Annotated in this window: 20 protein-coding genes; 15 read left to right on the top strand and 5 right to left on the bottom strand. The window is 56.8% G+C overall.

Annotated elements, in window-relative coordinates; translation table 11 throughout:
- Position 1 precedes the first annotated feature (1 nt).
- The gene (gene mreB / locus ACUTQW_RS23330) at positions 2-1,045 is read right to left on the bottom strand and encodes a rod shape-determining protein MreB (RefSeq protein ID WP_004948655.1); all 1,044 of its coding nucleotides are present in this window, start codon (positions 1,043-1,045) and stop codon (positions 2-4) included.
- A 412-nt stretch (positions 1,046-1,457) separates the two neighbouring features.
- Positions 1,458-3,389 carry an RNase E specificity factor CsrD gene (csrD, locus tag ACUTQW_RS23325; protein ID WP_020439876.1) on the bottom strand — a complete coding sequence of 644 codons (1,932 nt, stop codon included), beginning with the start codon at positions 3,387-3,389 and terminating at the stop codon, positions 1,458-1,460.
- A 307-nt stretch (positions 3,390-3,696) separates the two neighbouring features.
- Between csrD and acuI the strand changes: the two genes are divergently transcribed.
- From acuI to ACUTQW_RS23255, 14 genes are all read left to right on the top strand, one after another.
- Positions 3,697-4,674, top strand: a complete 978-nt coding sequence (gene acuI / locus ACUTQW_RS23320; protein WP_020439877.1) for an acrylyl-CoA reductase (NADPH) — start codon at positions 3,697-3,699, stop codon at positions 4,672-4,674.
- 246 nt (positions 4,675-4,920) lie between these two features.
- Positions 4,921-5,922 carry a protein-methionine-sulfoxide reductase catalytic subunit MsrP gene (gene msrP, locus ACUTQW_RS23315; RefSeq protein WP_004948661.1) on the top strand — a complete coding sequence of 334 codons (1,002 nt, stop codon included), beginning with the start codon at positions 4,921-4,923 and terminating at the stop codon, positions 5,920-5,922.
- A complete protein-coding gene (gene msrQ / locus ACUTQW_RS23310; protein WP_006328310.1) occupies positions 5,923-6,522 on the top strand; it encodes a protein-methionine-sulfoxide reductase heme-binding subunit MsrQ in 600 nt (199 codons plus the stop codon). It abuts the gene before it with no gap.
- A gap of 241 nt (positions 6,523-6,763) precedes the next feature.
- Positions 6,764-7,216, top strand: a complete 453-nt coding sequence (gene aroQ, locus ACUTQW_RS23305; protein ID WP_004948665.1) for a type II 3-dehydroquinate dehydratase — start codon at positions 6,764-6,766, stop codon at positions 7,214-7,216.
- Positions 7,217-7,248: 32 nt separating this feature from the next.
- Positions 7,249-7,716, top strand: coding sequence for an acetyl-CoA carboxylase biotin carboxyl carrier protein (gene accB / locus ACUTQW_RS23300; RefSeq protein WP_004948669.1), 468 nt, complete (start codon positions 7,249-7,251; stop codon positions 7,714-7,716).
- A 10-nt stretch (positions 7,717-7,726) separates the two neighbouring features.
- Positions 7,727-9,076, top strand: a complete 1,350-nt coding sequence (gene accC / locus ACUTQW_RS23295; RefSeq protein WP_004948672.1) for an acetyl-CoA carboxylase biotin carboxylase subunit — start codon at positions 7,727-7,729, stop codon at positions 9,074-9,076.
- Between the two features lie 153 nt (positions 9,077-9,229).
- Positions 9,230-9,472: a YhdT family protein gene (locus tag ACUTQW_RS23290; protein WP_020439878.1), complete on the top strand. Its 243-nt coding sequence runs from the start codon at positions 9,230-9,232 to the stop codon at positions 9,470-9,472.
- On the top strand, positions 9,462-10,907 hold the full coding sequence (gene panF / locus ACUTQW_RS23285; RefSeq protein ID WP_004948678.1) for a sodium/pantothenate symporter: 1,446 nt from the start codon (positions 9,462-9,464) through the stop codon (positions 10,905-10,907). Before ACUTQW_RS23290 ends, panF begins: the two co-directional genes overlap by 11 nt.
- A gap of 11 nt (positions 10,908-10,918) precedes the next feature.
- Positions 10,919-11,800 (top strand): 50S ribosomal protein L11 methyltransferase, encoded by an 882-nt coding sequence (prmA, locus tag ACUTQW_RS23280; RefSeq protein WP_004948683.1) that lies wholly within the window; start codon positions 10,919-10,921, stop codon positions 11,798-11,800.
- Positions 11,801-11,991: 191 nt separating this feature from the next.
- Positions 11,992-12,726, top strand: coding sequence for a carbonic anhydrase (locus tag ACUTQW_RS23275; protein WP_004948687.1), 735 nt, complete (start codon positions 11,992-11,994; stop codon positions 12,724-12,726).
- A gap of 370 nt (positions 12,727-13,096) precedes the next feature.
- Positions 13,097-14,062 carry a tRNA dihydrouridine synthase DusB gene (dusB, locus tag ACUTQW_RS23270; RefSeq protein WP_004948691.1) on the top strand — a complete coding sequence of 322 codons (966 nt, stop codon included), beginning with the start codon at positions 13,097-13,099 and terminating at the stop codon, positions 14,060-14,062.
- Positions 14,063-14,083: 21 nt separating this feature from the next.
- Complete coding sequence (fis, locus tag ACUTQW_RS23265) at positions 14,084-14,380, top strand: DNA-binding transcriptional regulator Fis (protein ID WP_000462905.1); 297 nt, start codon at positions 14,084-14,086, stop codon at positions 14,378-14,380.
- A gap of 361 nt (positions 14,381-14,741) precedes the next feature.
- Positions 14,742-15,662 (top strand): kdo(2)-lipid IV(A) palmitoleoyltransferase, encoded by a 921-nt coding sequence (gene lpxP / locus ACUTQW_RS23260; protein WP_004948702.1) that lies wholly within the window; start codon positions 14,742-14,744, stop codon positions 15,660-15,662.
- A gap of 127 nt (positions 15,663-15,789) precedes the next feature.
- Positions 15,790-16,485 carry a CTP synthase C-terminal region-related (seleno)protein gene (locus ACUTQW_RS23255; RefSeq protein ID WP_064799206.1) on the top strand — a complete coding sequence of 232 codons (696 nt, stop codon included), beginning with the start codon at positions 15,790-15,792 and terminating at the stop codon, positions 16,483-16,485.
- Between the two features lie 43 nt (positions 16,486-16,528).
- Here ACUTQW_RS23255 and ACUTQW_RS23250 read toward each other — a convergent pair whose 3' ends face one another.
- Both ACUTQW_RS23250 and ACUTQW_RS23245 read right to left on the bottom strand, forming a co-directional pair.
- Entirely contained in the window at positions 16,529-17,218 is a 690-nt protein-coding gene (locus tag ACUTQW_RS23250) for an LrgB family protein (RefSeq protein WP_064799207.1), read from the bottom strand.
- On the bottom strand, positions 17,211-17,633 hold the full coding sequence (locus tag ACUTQW_RS23245) for a CidA/LrgA family protein (RefSeq protein WP_004948705.1): 423 nt from the start codon (positions 17,631-17,633) through the stop codon (positions 17,211-17,213). Before ACUTQW_RS23245 ends, ACUTQW_RS23250 begins: the two co-directional genes overlap by 8 nt.
- 135 nt (positions 17,634-17,768) lie before the next feature.
- Between ACUTQW_RS23245 and ACUTQW_RS23240 the strand changes: the two genes are divergently transcribed.
- Positions 17,769-18,656: a LysR family transcriptional regulator gene (locus tag ACUTQW_RS23240; protein WP_006328328.1), complete on the top strand. Its 888-nt coding sequence runs from the start codon at positions 17,769-17,771 to the stop codon at positions 18,654-18,656.
- Between the two features lie 38 nt (positions 18,657-18,694).
- On the opposite strand, the gene ACUTQW_RS23235 is transcribed toward ACUTQW_RS23240, so the two are convergent.
- Entirely contained in the window at positions 18,695-20,344 is a 1,650-nt protein-coding gene (locus tag ACUTQW_RS23235) for a Na+/H+ antiporter (protein WP_006328333.1), read from the bottom strand.
- Positions 20,345-20,370: the final 26 nt, after the last annotated feature.

Genomic DNA, 20,370 nt, shown 5'->3' with positions numbered 1-20,370 from the left:
ACTATTCTTCGCTGAACAAATCGCCGCCATGCATGTCGATCATTTCCAACGCCTTGCCGCCGCCGCGGGCTACGCAGGTCAGCGGATCTTCTGCCACGACAACCGGGATACCGGTTTCTTCCATCAGCAGGCGATCCAGGTTGCGCAGCAGTGCGCCACCGCCGGTCAACACCATACCGCGTTCGGAAATGTCGGAGGCCAGCTCCGGCGGACACTGTTCCAGCGCCACCATCACCGCACTGACGATGCCGGTCAACGGCTCCTGCAGCGCTTCGAGGATTTCATTGGAGTTCAGGGTAAAGCCGCGTGGCACGCCCTCAGCCAGGTTACGGCCGCGAACTTCAATTTCATGCACTTCATCGCCCGGATAAGCTGAGCCGATGCCGTGCTTGATACGCTCGGCGGTCGCTTCACCAATCAGCGAGCCATAGTTACGGCGCACATAATTAATGATGGCTTCGTCGAAGCGATCGCCGCCGATACGTACGGAAGAGGAGTACACCACACCGTTCAGTGAGATCACCGCGACTTCAGTGGTACCGCCACCGATATCAACCACCATGGAACCGGTCGCTTCAGACACCGGCAAGCCGGCACCGATCGCGGCAGCCATCGGTTCTTCAATCAGAAACACCTCACGCGCACCGGCCCCTTGGGCGGATTCGCGAATGGCGCGGCGTTCAACCTGAGTTGCGCCAACCGGTACACACACCAACACACGCGGGCTTGGCCGCATGAAGCTGTTGCTGTGAACCTGTTTGATAAAGTGCTGCAGCATTTTTTCGGTCACGAAGAAGTCGGCGATTACGCCGTCTTTCATCGGGCGAATAGCCGCGATATTGCCGGGCGTACGGCCCAGCATCTGTTTTGCCGCATGACCCACGGCCGCAACGCTCTTGGGTGAACCGGCACGATCCTGGCGAATGGCAACCACCGACGGTTCGTTCAGTACAATGCCTTGCCCTTTAACATAAATCAGGGTATTGGCGGTACCCAAGTCGATGGACAAGTCATTGGAAAACATGCCACGAAATTTCTTAAACATAACTAAAGGATAATCCTGCAAGCTGGGGGCGGAAAATAAAATCCGCCTACTTTACCAACCACACGAAGCAGCGACAAGGCGCAAAAACGTTCTACTTCGGTGAAAAATAGTCTGTATTGTTTCTGCTCGAATGCACGGAAATTGGATGAGGCCTGAATTCCCTGAACAAAGGCTCAGTTTACCACCCTGTCAGCGTACGAAACGGCGTAACACAGCTCATAAAATCTAACATATTCCCTGATTGACGCGGGTGGTAAGCACCTACCAACGTACAACAGAAAAGGACTGACAAGAGCCTATATCAAATAGGCGTTCTTGTCGCAGGCAGTTTGGGGATAATCCCAAAATGACAGATAAGATAGCCCGGATGAATTGGCGCTCATTCTACGTCAATTTTTGCCCGGCATTCAGGTTAAACGCGATAACGACGCGAATATTTTTTACGCCCCACGTCTATCGGCTCCGGCGGCGCAAAAAAGTCACCTTGCCCGCCAAGGATCCCGCGCTCTTTCAGCGTCTGCCATTCGTTGCTCGTCCGCACGCTGGCGGCAAACACCTTGGCACGGGTGCCTTCGCAGGCGCCGGTCAGGCTCTGAACGAACAGCTGATTTTCATCACGTTTATCAATCCCCCGCACTAAACCCGGGTGGAGTTTGACGATCTCCACCGGTAAGGACTTGATATAAGAGGCACTGACCACGGTTAACCCCGCCTGAGAAACGGCAAGACGACACCCCAATCCTGAAAGCAATCTCAGCACCGGTCGCAAACGGTCGATATGTTGACACACGTCTGCCTCTGCAAGTTCAATCAGAATTCGTCGACGGTGGTTTTTTTCGCACTGTAGCAGGGTATCGCGCAGCCAGCGCTGGAAACTGCGCTGCAATAATGAATCGACGCACAGCGTAAATGCCAGCGTCTCTTCCGGCCACAACGCCAGCAAGGGAAGAATGCGGCTGATATGCTGACGATCGTAACTTTCGGCCAGCCCCAACTGCTGCACCAGCGGCATATATTCCGAGGGTAGCAACTCTTGGGTTCCATCATAAATCCGGCTCATGATCTCGCGGTGATGAACGTCCCCTTCCACCGTTACCGCCGGTTTCTGATACAGGCGTGGGCCGCCCCGTACCAATACCTGTTCCAACAGGGTGCGCCATTTAACGCTGCCGCGCCCTTTTTCGGGCACCTGGCTGTCGTAAACGTACCAGCCGTTTTCCCCTTGTAACGTGGCGTGACGCGTTGCCTGCTCCGCGTAATCAATCACCTGTTCCGGGGTTTGCCCACTGCGATACGCCACTATGCCGATATGCAAGAACGCTTCGCGATCGATAAGCGCCGTTGAAGGCAATGAGTCAATGGCATTCACCAACTGCGCGGCGATGCCGTCCGCCTCTTTCAACGTGCGGTGCGGCAACAGCACGGTGAAATCACTGTGGAAATAGCGCGCCAACAGCGCCGCCGGATAGCGCATCACAAAGGTCGACAGCAAATTGACCAGCGAGTACATCAGTTCCTGCACCGCCGTGTTGCCGTGGGTTTCCCGCAGCGTATCGAAATCGGGTAACCGCACCATCATGACAATGCCGTGCGAGCCTTGCTCCTCCAATTGAGTGGCCAGTTGGTTATCGAAAAACAATCGGTTGTTCAGCCCGGTTTTTGCGTCCTGTGCGGCAAAAGCGCGGATCAGCGTATCGACCCGGCTGCGCGCTTCACGCGCTTCCGCCAAATCCGCCAGCAGGCGATCAAGCGCACCGCTGACGTTGGCCGGCCATTCGCGCACATCGCCCTGCATCACGTTTTCTCGTTCACCGTTAAGGATGCGGCGCGCACGACGCTCCAGCAGATCCTCCCCCTCGGCCTGCTCACGCAGCCAGCGCAGGCTGAACAACAAAATCACCACCATCGCGACAATCGACAAGGTCACAGCCCCGGTGGATTGCAGCGAGCGCACATCGCTGACGAACGGATCGATATAGGTAATGTGGAGCGAACTGCCTGGGTGCTGCAGCAGCGACCGGGAAACCTGCCGGTAGCCGTTCAGCGAATCCCAGGGCAACTTCAAAGCCGGCAGTTTATAAGTGAAGAGATTGGTGCGGTCGCTATCGACGCTGACGGCCACGATACCAAGCGGGCGCATCACCAGCGGCAACCATTGTTGCTGTTCATCGGGAGAACCATGCAGCATTGACTGATCGAGCGACGTCACCAGCGAATCGAAGCGGCGCTCCAGACGATCCTGAGTCACGTAGAAGAAACTGTATGAGCACCCCATCAGCATCAAAAACATCGCCAGAGCAACAAGCAGGGTGATCAGCGCTGACAGTTTGGTGGTAAATCGCATCCCTGTGCCTTGTCCGTTATGGTTACGTGAATTTTCACCTTTGGAGATATAAAGGCCCCGAATCCGCTCAAATGAATGCAACTCAATACCCTGATTTCTTAATTAATCACTGACTATGCACTTCATTCGTTCCGCCAACGTAAGGCAGTAAATCGTGCCGCTCAACCTATCAAGCCAGGCCTGAGAAGGAAACCTTAAAACGTCATTTTTGCCCTTTATCAAGACATAAGCGTCTTAGTAAGCATATAGTCAAATAAGTCTGATTCAGCCATATATGGCAAAAAATGATAACGAGAGGAAGAGTGACATGCGTGCACTGTTATTGGAACAACAAGACGGGCAAACTTTGGCGCACATCAAAGACATCAACAGCGATCAACTGCCCGATGGCGATGTGACGATCGACGTCAACTGGTCCAGCCTTAACTATAAAGATGCGCTGGCGATCACCGGCAAAGGCAAGATCATCCGCCAATTTCCTATGGTGCCGGGCATCGACTTCGCCGGCACGGTGCGTGACAGCCGAGACCCGCGCTTTAAAGAGGGCCAGAGCGTGGTGCTCACCGGCTGGGGCGTCGGCGAAAATCACTGGGGCGGCCTGGCAGAACAGGCGCGGGTATCCGGCGAATGGCTGGTGCCGCTGCCGCACGGGTTGGATGAGCGTAAAGCGATGATCCTCGGCACCGCCGGCTTTACCGCCATGCTATGCGTGATGGCGCTGGAGGAAGGCGGCGTACATCCGGATGACGGCGACATTCTGGTGACCGGCGCCAGCGGCGGCGTTGGCAGCGCGGCAATCGCCATTCTGACGGCCCTGGGCTATCACGTCACCGCGATCAGCGGCCGCGAAAGCAACGTCGACTACCTGAAAGCGCTGGGCGCCAAAGAGGTTCTGTCGCGTAGCGGCTACCTGGAAGCGCCGCGTCCGCTGGAGAAACAGTTGTGGGCCGGTGCGATAGATACCGTCGGCGACACCCTGTTGGCACGGGTGCTGGCGCAGATGAACTACAACGGCGTCGTCGCCGCTTGCGGGCTGGCCGGCGGTTACCACCTGCCCACCACGGTGATGCCGTTTATTCTGCGCAACGTACGCCTGCAGGGTGTGGACTCGGTACACGCCCCGCTGCACCGCCGCCAAACCGCCTGGGAACGCCTGGCCGGTATCCTGCCGGACAGCTTCTACCAGCAGGCCACGCAGGAAATTACGCTGGAACAGGCGCCGGCCACCGCCGCAGCGTTGCTGGATAACCAAGTCACCGGCCGCACGCTGGTGAAAATCCGCTAAATCTTCTCGCCCCCCGGCGACGGGGGGCAACCGCTCTGCGAAATTTCATATTTTCCTGCCACCTCTCGCATAAGCCCTGCTTTCACGCCATGCTTACCTTTATATACCCCAGCGTATTGCAGGGGCGCGGCTACTGCGCCCGCGTTCATCGGGGCGAATATACGCGGCCCCTACAGTCAGTCTGACCGGCGCAGCTTTGAACGCCCCATTGGCAAGGCGACGGGTAAAAATGCGGAGAAAAACACCATGAGCAAATCCCCAAAATTGACCGAGGCCGACGTCACGCCCGAGAGCGTGTTTTATCAGCGGCGCAAAGTGCTGCAGGCGTTAGGTATCACCGCCGCGTCCTTGGCGCTGCCGCTTAATGCGCAGGCCGATGTGTTGTCATGGTTCAAAGGTAACGATCGGCCCAAAGCCCCGGCGGGCAAGCCGCTGGCGTTCAGCAAGCCGCCCGCCTGGCAGGCGCAACTGGCCATGACGCCCGAAGACAAGGTTTCCGGTTACAACAATTTCTACGAATTCGGTCTCGATAAGGCCGATCCCGCCGCCAATGCCGGCGGATTGAAAACCGAAGGCTGGAAGGTGCGCATCGACGGTGAAGTCGGTAAACCCATCACGCTGGATATCGATGATTTAATCAAACGCTTCCCACTGGAACAGCGCATCTACCGCATGCGCTGCGTGGAGGCCTGGTCGATGGTCGTCCCCTGGATTGGCTTTGAGCTGGGTAAACTCATCAAACTGGCGGAACCGAACAGCAATGCGCGCTATGTCGCCTTCCAGACGCTGTACGATCCGGAACAGATGCCGGGCCAGAAGGATCGTTTTATCGGCGGCGGCCTGAAGTATCCGTATGTCGAAGGGCTGCGTCTGGATGAGGCCATGAACCCGCTGGCGCTGCTGACCGTTGGCGTGTACGGCAAAACGCTGCCGCCGCAAAATGGCGCGCCGCTGCGGCTGATCACTCCATGGAAATACGGGTTTAAAGGCATTAAATCGATTGTCCATATTCGCCTGGTGCGCGATCAACCGCCGACGACCTGGAATGAGTCCGCACCCAATGAATACGGTTTCTACGCCAACGTGAATCCGCACGTCGATCATCCGCGCTGGTCGCAAGCGACCGAGCGTTTTATCGGCTCCGGCGGCATTCTGGATGTCAAACGTCAGCCGACGCTGCTGTTCAACGGCTATGCCGATCAGGTGGCGTCGCTGTATCGCGGAATGGACCTGCGGGAGAATTTCTAAGTGCGTTTAACTCCGACTCACATCAAAGGGATCAAGGTCGCTATTTATCTGGCGGCATTCCTGCCTTTTCTCTGGCTGGTGCTGGCGGTGGATCAGGGCTGGTTCAGCGCCGATCCGGCCAAGGATATTCAGCATTTTACCGGCAGGATGACGCTGAAACTGCTGTTGGCGACCCTGATGATAGCCCCGCTGGCGCGCTATGCCCGCCAACCGCTGCTGATCCGCTGCCGCCGCCTGGTGGGGTTGTGGTGTTTTGCCTGGGGCACGCTGCATCTGATAAGCTATTCGACGCTTGAGTTGGGGCTGAGCAATATCGGTCTTCTGGGGCGCGAACTGGTGACTCGTCCTTATCTGACACTCGGCATTATCAGTTGGCTGATTCTGCTGGCGCTGGCTGCCACCTCTACGCTGTGGGCCATGCGCAAACTGGGCGCCAAATGGCAGACATTGCATAACTTCGTCTATCTGGCGGCGATACTGGCACCGATTCACTACCTGTGGTCGGTAAAAACTTTTTCGCCGCAGCCTTTCATTTACGCCCTGTTGGCTATACTGCTGCTGGCGCTGCGATACAAGAAATTCCGCAATTGGTGGAGTTAAAGGGCGGAACTTTTCTGTGTTCTATCCCTCATAATGCGATAACGCCATCGTCAGTTTGCTGATTTAGGGTTGAATATCTTCGCTGATAAGACCAGTATTTAGCTGCGAATTGCTACGATATCGTTATAATGCCCGGCCTTGCTCCTGTTCACAGGGTGAATTTCCCCCTTAACAGGTGACAAATCGGTGACATCGGGTTATTTTCTACGATGATGGTTTTATTGCCGGAGATACCAGCACAATGGCAGACAAGTCTCACATTTTGCTTCTGAACGGCCCCAATCTGAATCTGCTGGGGACGCGTGAGCCGGAGAAGTACGGCAGCACGACGCTGACAGAGATCGTTAACGGATTGGAAAACCAGGCATCCGCGCTGGATATCACCCTGAGCCATCTGCAATCCAACGCCGAGTATCAGCTGATCGATCGCATACATCAGGCACGCGGCAACACGGATTTTATTCTGATTAACCCTGCCGCGTTCACGCATACCAGCGTGGCGCTGCGCGATGCATTGCTGGCGGTGCAGATCCCGTTTATCGAGATCCACCTCTCCAATGTGCACGCCCGCGAGCCTTTCCGCCATCATTCCTACCTCTCCGATGTTGCGGTAGGCGTGATTTGCGGCCTCGGCGCGGATGGCTACACATTTGCTTTACAGGCAGCGGTTAACCGTCTGTCAAAAACCCACTAATTGCTACGCAAAAAGAGTACGGAATCACACTCATGGATATTCGTAAAATCAAGAAACTGATCGAACTGGTTGAAGAATCAGGCATTTCTGAACTGGAAATCTCTGAAGGCGAAGAGTCGGTTCGCATCAGCCGTGCCGCTCCGGTGCAGACTTACCCAATGATGCCACAGGCCTATGCCATGCAGCCTCAGCAGCAGCCAGCTCTGGCTAGCGCCGTTGCCAGCGCGCCTGCCGCAGAAACCCCGGCAGCACCGGCGGCCATGAGTGGCCACATCGTTCGTTCCCCAATGGTCGGCACTTTCTACCGCACGCCAAGCCCGGATGCGAAAGCCTTCATCGAAGTCGGCCAGAAAGTGAACGCCGGCGACACTCTGTGCATCGTTGAAGCCATGAAAATGATGAACCAGATCGAAGCGGACAAATCCGGCGTTGTTAAAGCTATTCTGGTAGAAAACGGCCAACCGGTTGAATTTGACGAGCCACTGGTCGTCATCGAATAACGAGGCGAACATGCTTGATAAAATTGTTATCGCCAACCGCGGCGAGATCGCGCTTCGTATCCTGCGTGCTTGTAAAGAGCTAGGCATCAAAACCGTTGCCGTGCACTCCACAGCCGATCGCGATCTGAAACACGTACTGCTGGCTGACGAGACCGTCTGTATTGGTCCTGCGCCCTCGGTAAAAAGCTATTTGAACATCCCGGCCATCATCTCTGCAGCGGAAATCACCGGCGCAGTGGCGATCCATCCGGGCTACGGCTTCCTGTCCGAAAACGCCGATTTCGCCGAGCAGATCGAACGCTCCGGCTTTATCTTCATCGGCCCGAAAGCCGAAACCATCCGCCTGATGGGCGACAAGGTTTCTGCGATCAACGCCATGAAGAAAGCCGGCGTACCTTGCGTTCCAGGCTCCGATGGCCCGCTGACCGACGACATGGATAAAAACCGTGCCTTCGCCAAGCGCATCGGCTACCCGGTGATCATCAAGGCGTCCGGCGGCGGCGGCGGCCGTGGCATGCGCGTAGTGCGCAGCGACAAAGATCTCGAGCAATCCATTGCCATGACCAAAGCTGAAGCCAAAGCGGCGTTCAACAATGACATGGTTTACATGGAGAAATACCTGGAAAACCCACGTCATATCGAAATTCAGGTTTTGGCGGACGGCCAGGGCAACGCCATCTATCTGGCCGAGCGCGACTGCTCCATGCAGCGCCGCCACCAGAAAGTGGTTGAAGAGGCTCCGGCACCGGGCATCACCAGCGAAATGCGCCGTTACATCGGCGAGCGCTGCTCGAAGGCCTGTGTGGAAATCGGTTATCGCGGTGCAGGCACCTTCGAGTTCCTGTATGAAAACGGCGAGTTCTATTTCATCGAAATGAACACCCGTATTCAGGTTGAACATCCTGTGACCGAAATGATCACCGGCGTGGATCTGATCAAAGAGCAGCTGCGCATCGCTGCCGGTCAGCCGCTGTCGATCAAACAAGACGAAGTGAAGGTTCACGGCCACGCGGTGGAATGCCGTATCAATGCCGAAGACGCGAACACCTTCCTGCCAAGCCCGGGCAAGATCACCCGTTTCCATGCGCCAGGCGGTTTCGGCGTGCGTTGGGAATCTCATATTTACGCCGGTTATACCGTACCGCCGTACTATGATTCCATGATCGGCAAACTGATCACTTACGGTGAAAACCGTGACGTGGCCATTGCCCGCATGAAGAACGCCCTGGCTGAGCTGATCATCGATGGCATCAAAACCAACGTTGAACTGCAGCAAAAGATCATGAGCGACGAAAACTTCCAGCACGGTGGCACCAACATCCACTACCTGGAGAAAAAGCTGGGTCTGCAGGAAACCTAAGGCAGGCTACTCGCATTGCCTGACAGAAGGCCGGTTAATCACCGGCCTTTTTCTTTTTCGTTTCAGGCAAGTAACGGCTTGGCAAAACGCCGACATGCCGTAAAATTCCCTACCTTTGATACATCCCTCACCCTAAACCTGTGGGAGACACTGATGGACAAACGCTTTATTCAAGCACACCGCGAAGCGCGCTGGGCGCTGGTGCTGACGCTGCTCTATCTGCTGGCCTGGTCGCTGGCGGCCTATCTGCCGGGCAGCGATGCCGGCATCACCGGCCTGCCGCACTGGTTCGAAATGGCGTGCCTGCTGGTGCCTCTGCTGTTTATCGGCCTGTGCTGGCTGATGGTACGCGGCGTGTTCCGCGATATTTCGCTGGAGGATAGCGATGCAAACTGAAGTGATCCTGCCGTTGATCGCTTATCTGCTGCTGGTGTTCGGCCTGTCGGTATATGCTTACAGCCGGCGTCAGAGCGGTAACTTCCTCAGCGAATATTTCCTCGGTAACCGGTCAATGGGCGGCTTTGTGCTGGCCATGACGCTGACCGCCACCTATATCAGCGCCAGCTCGTTTATCGGTGGCCCCGGTGCCGCCTACAAATACGGCCTGGGCTGGGTGCTGCTAGCAATGATCCAACTGCCTGCGGTGTGGTTGTCGCTCGGCGTGCTGGGCAAAAAGTTCGCCATTCTGGCACGCCGCTATAACGCCATCACCCTGAACGACATGCTGTACGGCCGCTATCAAAGCCGTCTGTTGGTATGGTTGGCCAGCCTCAGCCTGCTGGTGGCCTTCCTCGGTGCCATGACGGTGCAATTTATCGGTGGTGCGCGCCTGCTGGAAACCGCTGCCGGTATCCCTTACGACACCGGCTTGCTGATTTTCGGCATCAGCATCGCGCTGTATACCGCCTTTGGCGGCTTCCGCGCCAGCGTGCTCAATGACGCCATGCAAGGGCTGGTGATGCTGCTTGGCACCGTGCTGCTGCTGGTTGCGGTGATCCACGCTGCCGGCGGTCTGCACAGCGCGGTGGACAAACTGCAGCAGATCGACCCGGCGCTGGTATCGCCGCAGGGCGGCGAGCAGATCCTCAGCCTGCCCTTTATGGCATCGTTCTGGATCCTGGTGTGCTTTGGCGTGATTGGCCTGCCGCACACTGCGGTGCGCTGCATCTCATACAAAGACAGCAAAGCGGTGCATCGCGGCATTATCCTCGGCACCATGGTGGTGGCGGTGCTGATGTTCGGCATGCATCTGGCCGGCGCGCTGGGCCGCGCGGTGTTGCCGGATCTGAAGATCCCCGATCAGGTGATCCCGACGCTGATGATCACCGTGCTGCCGCCGTACGCCGCCGGCATTTTCCTGGCCGCACCGATGGCGGCAATCATGTCGACGATTAACGCCCAACTGCTGCAATCTTCCGCCACTATCGTCAAAGATCTCTATCTTGGCGTGCGCCCGCAGCAAATGCAGAACGAAAGGTTGATCAAGCGTTTCTCCAGCCTGACCACGTTGATCCTTGGTCTGCTGGTGCTACTGGCGGCCTGGCGGCCACCGGAAATGATCATCTGGCTGAACCTGCTGGCGTTTGGTGGCCTGGAAGCGGTCTTCCTGTGGCCGCTGGTGCTTGGCCTTTACTGGGAACGCGCCAACGCGCAGGGAGCGCTTAGCTCAATGGTGACGGGTGCGGTATGCTATACGCTATTGGCCAGCTTCAAACTGCAGTTGGCGGGGTTGCACCCTATCGTGCCTTCGTTGTTACTCAGCCTGCTGGCGTTTTATATCGGTAACGTCGTCGGCGAAAAACGCCGGGTGACGTCATCATTACCCTCTTAAAGAGAATTGCTATGCCTTGGATCCAACTAAAACTGAACACCACCGGCAGCCAGGCGGAAGACCTGAGCGACGCGCTGGTTGAAAGCGGCGCGGTATCGGTAACCTTCCAGGACACCCACGACAACCCGGTGTTCGAGCCGCTGCCGGGTGAAACCCTGCTGTGGGGCGATACCGACGTGATCGGGCTGTACGACGCGGAAACCGACATGGCCGAAGTGGTGGCGATACTGGAACAGCATCCGCTGCTGGGCGCCGGTTTCCGCCACAAGATTGAACAGCTGGAAGACAAGGACTGGGAACGCGAGTGGATGGATAACTTCCACCCGATGCGCTTTGGCGAGCGCCTGTGGATCTGCCCGAGCTGGCGCGACGTGCCCGATCCGGACGCGGTCAACGTGATGCTCGACCCGGGCCTGGCGTTCGGTACCGGCACCCATCCGACTACCGCGCTGTGCCTGCAGTGGCTGGACGGCCTCGATCTGACCGGAAAAACCATTATCGACTTCGGTTGCGGTTCCGGCATTCTGGCGATTGCCGCACTTAAGCTCGGTGCAGAGCGCGCTATCGGCATCGATATCGATCCCCAAGCCATTCAGGCCAGCCGCGACAATGCGCAGCGTAACGGCGTTTCAGAGCGTCTGGAGTTGTATCTGCCGAAAGACCAACCGGCCGACCTGCTGGCAGACGTCGTGGTCGCCAACATCCTGGCCGGCCCCTTGCGCGAGCTGGCGCCGCTGATCGGCTGCCTGCCGAAGTCCGGCGGCTATCTGGGCCTGTCCGGCGTGCTGGCCACCCAGGCGGCAAGCGTAGCGGAAGCCTACGAAGATAAATTCACGCTCGATCCGGTCGCAGAACGCGAAGAATGGTGCCGCATCACCGGCCAGCGTAACTAATCACACCGCCCTTTCATGCAAAAATCCATCGGAAGTTACTCCCTTCCGGTGGATTTTTTATTTCCCTCAAGCCAGACCGATTTATACATACAGTTAGTAGGTGTATTCTCTCCTCCCTGGCGCCAACGCCCCCTGAGGTGACGGCGACAATTCAGGCAAATCTCACACTGTCGTTTTTAAAGGGAGTTAACATGAAAGGTCACTTATTGATTGCCGCGCTTTTAGCCGGCAGTTTTGCGGCCACTGCGGCTGAACAGGCGCATTGGGGCTATGACGGCCAGGAAGATCCGGCGCACTGGGGCAAACTTTCCCCAGACTTTTCGCTGTGCGAAACCGGTAAGAATCAGTCGCCGATCAATATCAAAGGCGCCCTGGAAACCCATCACGCCCAATTGCAGCTGGCATTCCAGCCAGGCAAGCAGCAGATCGTCAACAACGGTCACACCGTGCAGGTCAACGTCAGCGGCGGCAATACATTGGTGCTGGATAGCAGCACCTTCACGCTGCAGCAGTTCCACTTCCACGCCCCAAGCGAAAACGAAATTGACGGCAAACAGTTCCCGTTGGAAGCCCACTTTGTTTACAAAGGCAAAGACGGCGAACTGGCGGTGCTGGCGTTGATGTTCCAGCCAGGCAAGGCAAACGCGCAATTGGCGAAGGCCTGGCAACAGATACCGACTGCCGTCAATCAAACCGCGGTGCTGAGCGCTCCGCTGGATATCCAGGCCCTGCTGCCGAAACAGTTCAACTTCTATCGCTTCAGCGGTTCGCTGACCACGCCACCCTGCTCCGAAGGCGTTAGCTGGATGGTGCTGGATAAACCGGTCAGCGCGTCGGCCGAACAGATTGCTCAATTCAAGAACGTAGTCCGGCATGCGAACAACCGCCCGATACAGCCGCTGAATGGCCGGGTCATCATCGACTAAGGGCATCCGCAGGGCTTCACCGCCGGTTCTGACCACCGGCGGCGAATAAACACCTGTTCAGTCGGTTAAGCGTAATTCAGCCTATTCTCAACGGAATACCCTGATAAACACCCTATATTGATACCGTTCTCCAGTGGAATCCGCGCTGATTACAGATAAAATTCTGTTGTGTCGGGAATATTTTATTGTGCGAAAAACAATCAACCAAAGTCAACTCATTGTAAAATATATACAATATTTTTATGAAACCTGACGCAGCCCCTTTTCTCTGCCCGATAACGGCAAATTGGTCAAAGTTTGGCCTTTCATCTCAACGCAAAAATGCGTAATATACGCGCCCTTGCGGACACAGTATGGTTACTCTTTGTCTATGCGCATTGGACACCACCAGCTTACAAATTGCTTGATTGCGGCCCCTATGGCCGGCATTACAGATCGCCCGTTTAGAACCCTATGTCATGCAATGGGTGCTGGGATGGCTGTATCCGAAATGCTCTCCTCCAATCCGGAGGTATGGCGGACGGATAAGTCGCGTCTGCGTATGGTACATAGCGATGAACCTGGGATCCGTTCCGTGCAGATTGCCGGATGCGATCCCGATGATATGGCTGCCGCGGCGCGGATTAACGTGGCCGGCGGCGCACAGATCATCGACATCAATATGGGATGCCCGGCCAAAAAAGTGAACCGGAAGCTTGCAGGGTCTGCGTTGCTGCAGTACCCGGATCTGGTTAAACAGATCCTCCACGCGGTGGTTAACGCAGTGGATGTGCCGGTAACACTTAAGATTCGCACCGGCTGGGCGCCAGAACACCGTAACTGTGTAGAGATTGCCCAACTGGCCGAAGACTGTGGTATACAGGCCCTGACTATTCATGGCCGAACCCGCGCCTGCCTGTTCAACGGCAACGCGGAGTACGACAGCATTCGGGCAGTTAAGCAGAGTGTTTCCATTCCGATTATCGCGAATGGGGACATTACTGACCCGCATAAAGCCAGAGCAGTGCTCGACTACACCGGGGCCGATGCCCTGATGATAGGCCGCGCTGCTCAGGGGAGACCCTGGATCTTCCGGGAAATCCAGCATTATCTGGACACTGGGGAGTTGCTGCCGCCTTTGCCGCTTGGCGAGGTTAAGCGCTTGTTGATAGGGCATATTCGGGAATTGCACGGCTTTTATGGCCAAGGCAAGGGATTCCGGATTGCTCGTAAGCACGTGTCCTGGTATCTACAGGAACACGCCCCGAATGACCAGTTTCGGCGCACATTCAACGCCATAGAGGATGCCAGCGAACAGCTGGAGGCGTTGGAGGCATATTTCGAAAATCTTGCGTAACAAAAAAGAGCTGACAGAACTATGTTCGAACAACGCGTAAATTCTGACGTACTGACCGTTTCTACCGTGAACTCACAGGATCAAGTGACTCAAAAGCCTCTGCGTGACTCGGTTAAACAAGCACTGAAGAACTATTTTGCTCAACTGAATGGTCAGGACGTTAATGACTTGTATGAGCTGGTTTTGGCTGAAGTTGAACAGCCACTGTTGGACATGGTGATGCAATACACCCGTGGCAACCAAACCCGTGCTGCTCTGATGATGGGCATCAACCGCGGTACGCTGCGTAAGAAATTGAAAAAATACGGCATGAACTGATACTAGTCAGTCAGGTTGTTGAAAAAAGGCGCTTTATCTCATTTGATAAGCGCCTTTTTCTTTGTCTTTACACCGCATCAGCGCCGGCGTAATGCGAATGAGAATATTCGTCTACTCCTCTTCCTTCGTAACCCGTATTGTGTGATACAATAAACATTCCTAGAGCCGCCTTCGCTGGCCTACAGCCATCCTTCCGAAGCCTGATAGCAGCGCGAATCGCCCCTTCGAGTGTAAAGATTTAGTCAATTATGGAATCTGGCTAAACCATAATGATGTCTGGGTGTCTTAGTAGTCGTATCGCAATCGAGTGGATCCTTTATGCGTTACAGGTTGCTGCCCCCTACTGCATAAATGAGTTGATATGAAGCGTCCACAAGAATTCCGTTCGGCCCTGCTGCACCCGCGCTACTGGTTTACCTGGTTCGGCCTGGCCATTTTGTTCCTGCTGGTTCAACTGCCTTACCCGCTGCTGCACAAGCTCGGCGTATGGATGGGCCGCACCTCGATGCGTTTCCTGAAACGCCGCGTCGCCATTACCCGCCGTAACCTGGAGCTGTGCTTCCCGGATATGGACGAGGCGCAACGCGAGCGCAAAGTGATCGGCAATTTCGAATCCCTCGGCATGGGCCTGCTGGAAACCGGTATGGCCTGGTTCTGGTCAGATAAACGCGTCAAACGCTGGTTCAACGTCTCCGGCATCAATCACCTGAAAATGGCGCAGCAGAATGAACGCGGCGTGCTGGTGATTGGCGTGCACTTTATGTCGTTGGAGCTGGGCGGCCGTGCTATGGGGCTGTGCCAACCCATGATGGCGATGTACCGCCCGCACAACAATAAAGCGATGGAATGGGCGCAGACCAAAGGTCGCATGCGCTCCAACAAGGCCATGCTCGATCGCAAAGACCTGCGCGGCATGGTGCATGCACTGAAGCGCGGTGAAGCCGTATGGTTCGCTCCGGATCAAGACTACGGCCCACGAGGCAGCGTATTCGCGCCGTTATTCGCCGTCGATCAGGCCGCCACCACCAGCGGCACCTTTATGCTGGCGCGTATGGCCAAGCCGGCACTGGTTCCGGTGGTATTAATACGCCGCGAGAAAGGCCGCGGCTATGACCTGTTGATCCAGCCTGCCCTGGAAGATTACCCGATAGGCGATGAGCTCGCGGCGGCGGCCTATATGAACAAAGTGGTCGAGAAAGAGATCATGCGGGCGCCGGAGCAGTACATGTGGCTGCATCGCCGTTTCAAAACCCGCCCGATCGGCGCTCCCTCGCTGTACTGAGCCCAGATTCTGTTTCCCAGCCCGGCCAAAACGCCGGGCTTTTTTGTGCGTTGCGTTTAAAAAACCTGCTGTCGGCCCTTCGGCTTTGCTGTAACCTCTTTTTTTACCCGCACAGGAAAAGGAAACGATGAAAACCCACGTCCGCATTGCTCTGGTCGGTGACTACAAACCCCAGGCAGTATCTCACCAGGCCATCCCCGTCGCTCTCCAGCTCACCGCCGCACACCTTAACGTCGATATTCAATCCCACTGGCTGCCCACAGAAACCCTCACCGACACCTCGGTATTGCAGGATTATGATGCTATCTGGGTGGTACCCGGCAGCCCGTACAACCATGACGATGGCGTTTTTATGACCATTCGCCATGCTCGCGAACAGAATATCCCCTTCCTCGGCTCCTGCGGTGGCTTCCAGTATGCGATTGTGGAATACGCTCGCAACGTCATGGGGTGGCACGATGCCGGACATGCGGAAACCGATACCGGCGGCAGGCTGGTTATCGCTCCGTTGAGCTGTTCGCTGGTGGAAAAAAGCGGGGACATTATTTTCCAGCCAGACACGCTGGTCGCCCGCGCTTACGGCAAGCTGGAAACGCGTGAAGGCTACCACTGCAATTTCGGCGTTAACCCGGAGTTCGTTGCCGATCTGCAGCAACACCCGCTGATTATCAGTAGCCATGACCACGAAGGTGACGTCCGTTCGATAGAGCTGCCGGGGCACCGTTTTTACGCCGCTACGCTGTTCCAGTCCGAACGTGCCGCGTTGCGCGATGAGCTGTCGCCGCTGCTGGTCGAACTGATTAAAACCGCGGCTAACAGCTGAAAAAAAGCCCTCGTACGAGGGCTTGTAGTATTGTTCAATATCTTTACCACATCAGTTGGCCAATCAGCGGGGCGGCGATCACCGTGATAACCCCCGACAGCATCATCACCAGGCTGGAAACCACGCCTTCTTCCTGTCCCATTTCATAGGCTTTCGCCGTGCCGGCACCGTGCGACGACGCCCCCAACCCGGCACCCTTGGCCAGGCTGCTGCGCACCGCCAGCCGCAGGAACAGAATGTCCCCCACCGCCATGCCGAATACTCCGGTAATCACCACGAACAACGCCACTAAATCCGGCTGACCGCCCATCTGTTTGGCGGCCTCCAGCGCAAACGGCGTGGTGATGGACCGCACCGCCAGGCTGCGCTGTACCTCTTCAGGCAGCGTTAGCAGCCGCGCCAGCCACACCGAGCTGTAGACCGCCACCAGCACCGCCGTCAACACCCCGGCGGTGAGCGACAGCCAGTGGCGGCGGATAATATGCAGGTTCTCATAAACCGGCACCGCAAACGCGATAGTCGCCGGCCCCAACAGCCACAGCAACCAGTGCGTTTCACCGATGTAATCCTGATACGAGATATGCGTCACCACCAGCAACAGCACCAGGATCATGGGGGTCAGCACCAACGGCATCAGCAGCAGAGTGCGATGGCGGCGGTAGAGCTTCTTATTGGCGAAGTACAACGCCAGCGTCGCCAGAAAGCAGGCCAGACTAAGGATAAAATCATTCATCGCGCTGTTTCCGCCGCTGCAGCCAAACCTCTAGACGGTATACCCGATCGACCACCAGCCCGGTTACGCCGAGCGTCAACATGGTACTGATCGCAATCACCAGAAAAATCTTCCAGCCTTCCACCATCAGCAACTGGGCATAGTTGACCACCGCCACCACCGCCGGGACAAAAAACAGCAGCATCTCTGCCAGCAGCCAGCGTGAACCGGCCCTGACCCAGCTCAACGGTAAAACCCTCAGCAAGATCAGCGCCAGCAGCATCAGCATGCCGACAATGTTGGCGGGCAACGGCAGATGAAATTGCTTTACCAACCGGTCGGCAATCAGAAACAGCACCGCATACAAAACAACCTGAACCGGCACCTGCAGGCGGGTCAACAAAGAGGGGGCTGCACGGCGTAACGCCAATGACATGGAAGATAACCTCAAAAAAATTCAAGGTTTGCAGTATACGCGGCCAGGAAACCTTGCCTGAAATGAATTAAAATCATCAATATCATGCCATCAGGGAATAGTTTCCCGCCGGTATTGCCCTGAGGAGAGCCCAACGTGGATGTCCGCACCCTGCGTTACTTCGTGGAAGTCGTGCGCCAGCAAAGCTTCACCCGCGCGGCGGAGAAACTGTTCGTCACCCAGCCGACCATCAGCAAGATGTTGCGGCATCTGGAAGAAGAGTTGGAGTGTACGCTGCTGATCCGCGAAGGACGCAAGCTGCACCTGACCGACAGCGGCCAGGCAGTGTACCAGCGTGGGCTGGCGATCCTGGATGAGTTCCGCCAACTGGAGGCTGAACTGGAAGACATCAGTTCGGTGAAAAAAGGCGTGTTGCGGCTGGGTATCCCGCCAATGGTCGGCCGGCAGATCGCCGATTTGATCCGCCGGTTTCGCCAGACCTATCCTGGCATTGAACTGAAAATTTCCGAGCTGGGCGGGTTGTCGGTCGAGCAGGCGGTGATGTCCGGCGAACTGGACCTGGCGATGACGGTACTGCCCGTCGACCTGGATCAACCGCTGACTTTCTTGCCGCTGCTGAGCCATCCGATGTGCGTGGTTGCGCCGCGTACGCCGCACTGGCTTAACCGCACCAGCATCGATATCGCCGAATTGGCCAACTGGCCGATCCTGATTTATAACGAGGATTTCTCGCTGTACAAAATGCTGATGAAGGCGTTCCGCCTGGCCGGTTTTGAACCGCAGATTGCCGTACGCAGCGGGCAGTGGGATTTTCTGGCATCGATGGTGCAGGCCGGGGTCGGTATCGCTACCCTGCCGGAGCCGGTTTGCCAGTGGCTGGATAAAGAAAACCTGATCTGGCTACCGCTTGAGCCGCGGATGGAATGGCGTGTAGGGCTCATCTGGCGCCAGGGCAGCTACCTGTCGCACGGCGCCCAGGCCTGGATCGCCTGCTGCCGCGACTACTGGCCACCGGTCAAATAGCCGCAAGAACAAGGGCCGCATCTGCGGCCCTGTTGGCATTACCCTTCGCGCTCTATCAGCAGCGCTTCCAGCAGGTCGAGATCGTGCAACAGCTTTTGCAGCGTCTCGTTGCTGATTTTCTGCGTGGCGCGCAGGTGATACAGCTCCCCACGCTCGGCGCGCAGTGCGGTCAGGCGGAAGCGTCGCTCGAGGTTCTCCAGCATCAGCGCATTTTCGATATCGTCTTTGGTGGTGATGCGCCGCCGCAACGTGCCCACGACCCGTGAACTGATCTCTTTCAGCACCTGCGGGTCGATGTTTTCCTCGACGTCGACGGCCAGGCGTTCTTCCATCTTGTTGATGCTTTCGATCGCCACTTCCGCCGCCATGGCAATCGCCATCCGCTCCTCGCTCTTGCTGGCGCTCTTGTCCGCCACCACTACGCCGCGCAGCAGCAACGGCAATGCCAGCACGCCGACGATCAGTGAAAGCAGGATCACACCGGCGGCGATAAACACCAACTGATAGCGCGCCGGGAAGGCGGTGCCGTCACTTAACAGCAGCGGAATCGACAGCACACCGGCCAACGTGATCGCCCCACGCACCCCAGCGAACGACGCTATCCACAGCTCACGCGTACTGTAATCGCCAAACTGCAGTGGCCGTTTTTTCATAAAACGCCGGCTGGCGTTTTTCATCAGCCACAGCCAGGTAAAGCGCAGCAACAACAACGCTGCGTAGATAATCGCCACATCGGCGAACAGGTACCAGGTCTGAATGGTCGGATCCAGCTCCGCCTGCAGGATTGAGGTTTCCAGGATCCCCGGCAGTTGCAGGCCCAACATGATGAACACCATGCCGTTAAACACGAACTCCAGCATCGCCCAGACGCTGTTGGCGCGCAGGCGCATCGCCAGTGGCGCATTGCGGATCACGCCGGACTGGCTGATGGTCATCCCCGCGGCAACCGCGGCCAGAATGCCGGAGACGCCGATATGTTCGGCAATCAGATAAGAAGCGAACGGCAACAGCAGCAGGAACACGATCTGCGTGGCCGGATCATCGCCGCTCCAGCGGCTCATCATCCGCAGCGATTTGCTGTAGCACCAGGTAACAGCCACGCCGGCCAGCAGGCCGCCGATAGCGACCTTCAAGAACTCCAGAGTGGCGCCGCCCACGGTAAACACCATGGTGCCCATCGCCACCGCGATGGCGAACTTGAGCGAAACCAGGCCGGACGCGTCGTTCATCAGCGCCTCGCCTTCCAGCACGCCCATGATCGGTTTCGGAATACGCCCTTTACCGACGATGCCGCCCAGCGCCACGGCGTCCGTTGGCGACAGCACTGCCGCCAGCGCAAACGCCGCCACCAGCGGGATACCCGGCACCATGGCGTAAATCAGGTAACCGACACCGACCACGGTAAGCAACACCAGCACCAGCGCCAGCCCCAGGATTTCACGGCCGTGATGCAGAAATTCGCGCGTTGGGGTTTTCCAACCGTCGGCAAACAGCAGCGGCGGGATAAACAGCACCAGGAACAGTTCGGGGTCAAAGTCGACATGCAGCCCGAAATGCGGCCAGGCCAGCAGAGCCCCGATGGCAATTTGCATTAACGGCAGCGGTATCTGGAACGGCAACATACGTGTCACCACCCCGGACAGAGAAACCACCAGGATCAAAATGAGGATTGTAAAAAATATTTCCATGCTTTCCTTAGACTCTCGGGTTCAGA

The organism is Serratia sp. TSA_7, from assembly GCF_052692135.1.
The sequence above is the reverse complement of the archived record's forward strand: the minus strand, read 5'-3'. Positions and strand labels throughout refer to the sequence as shown.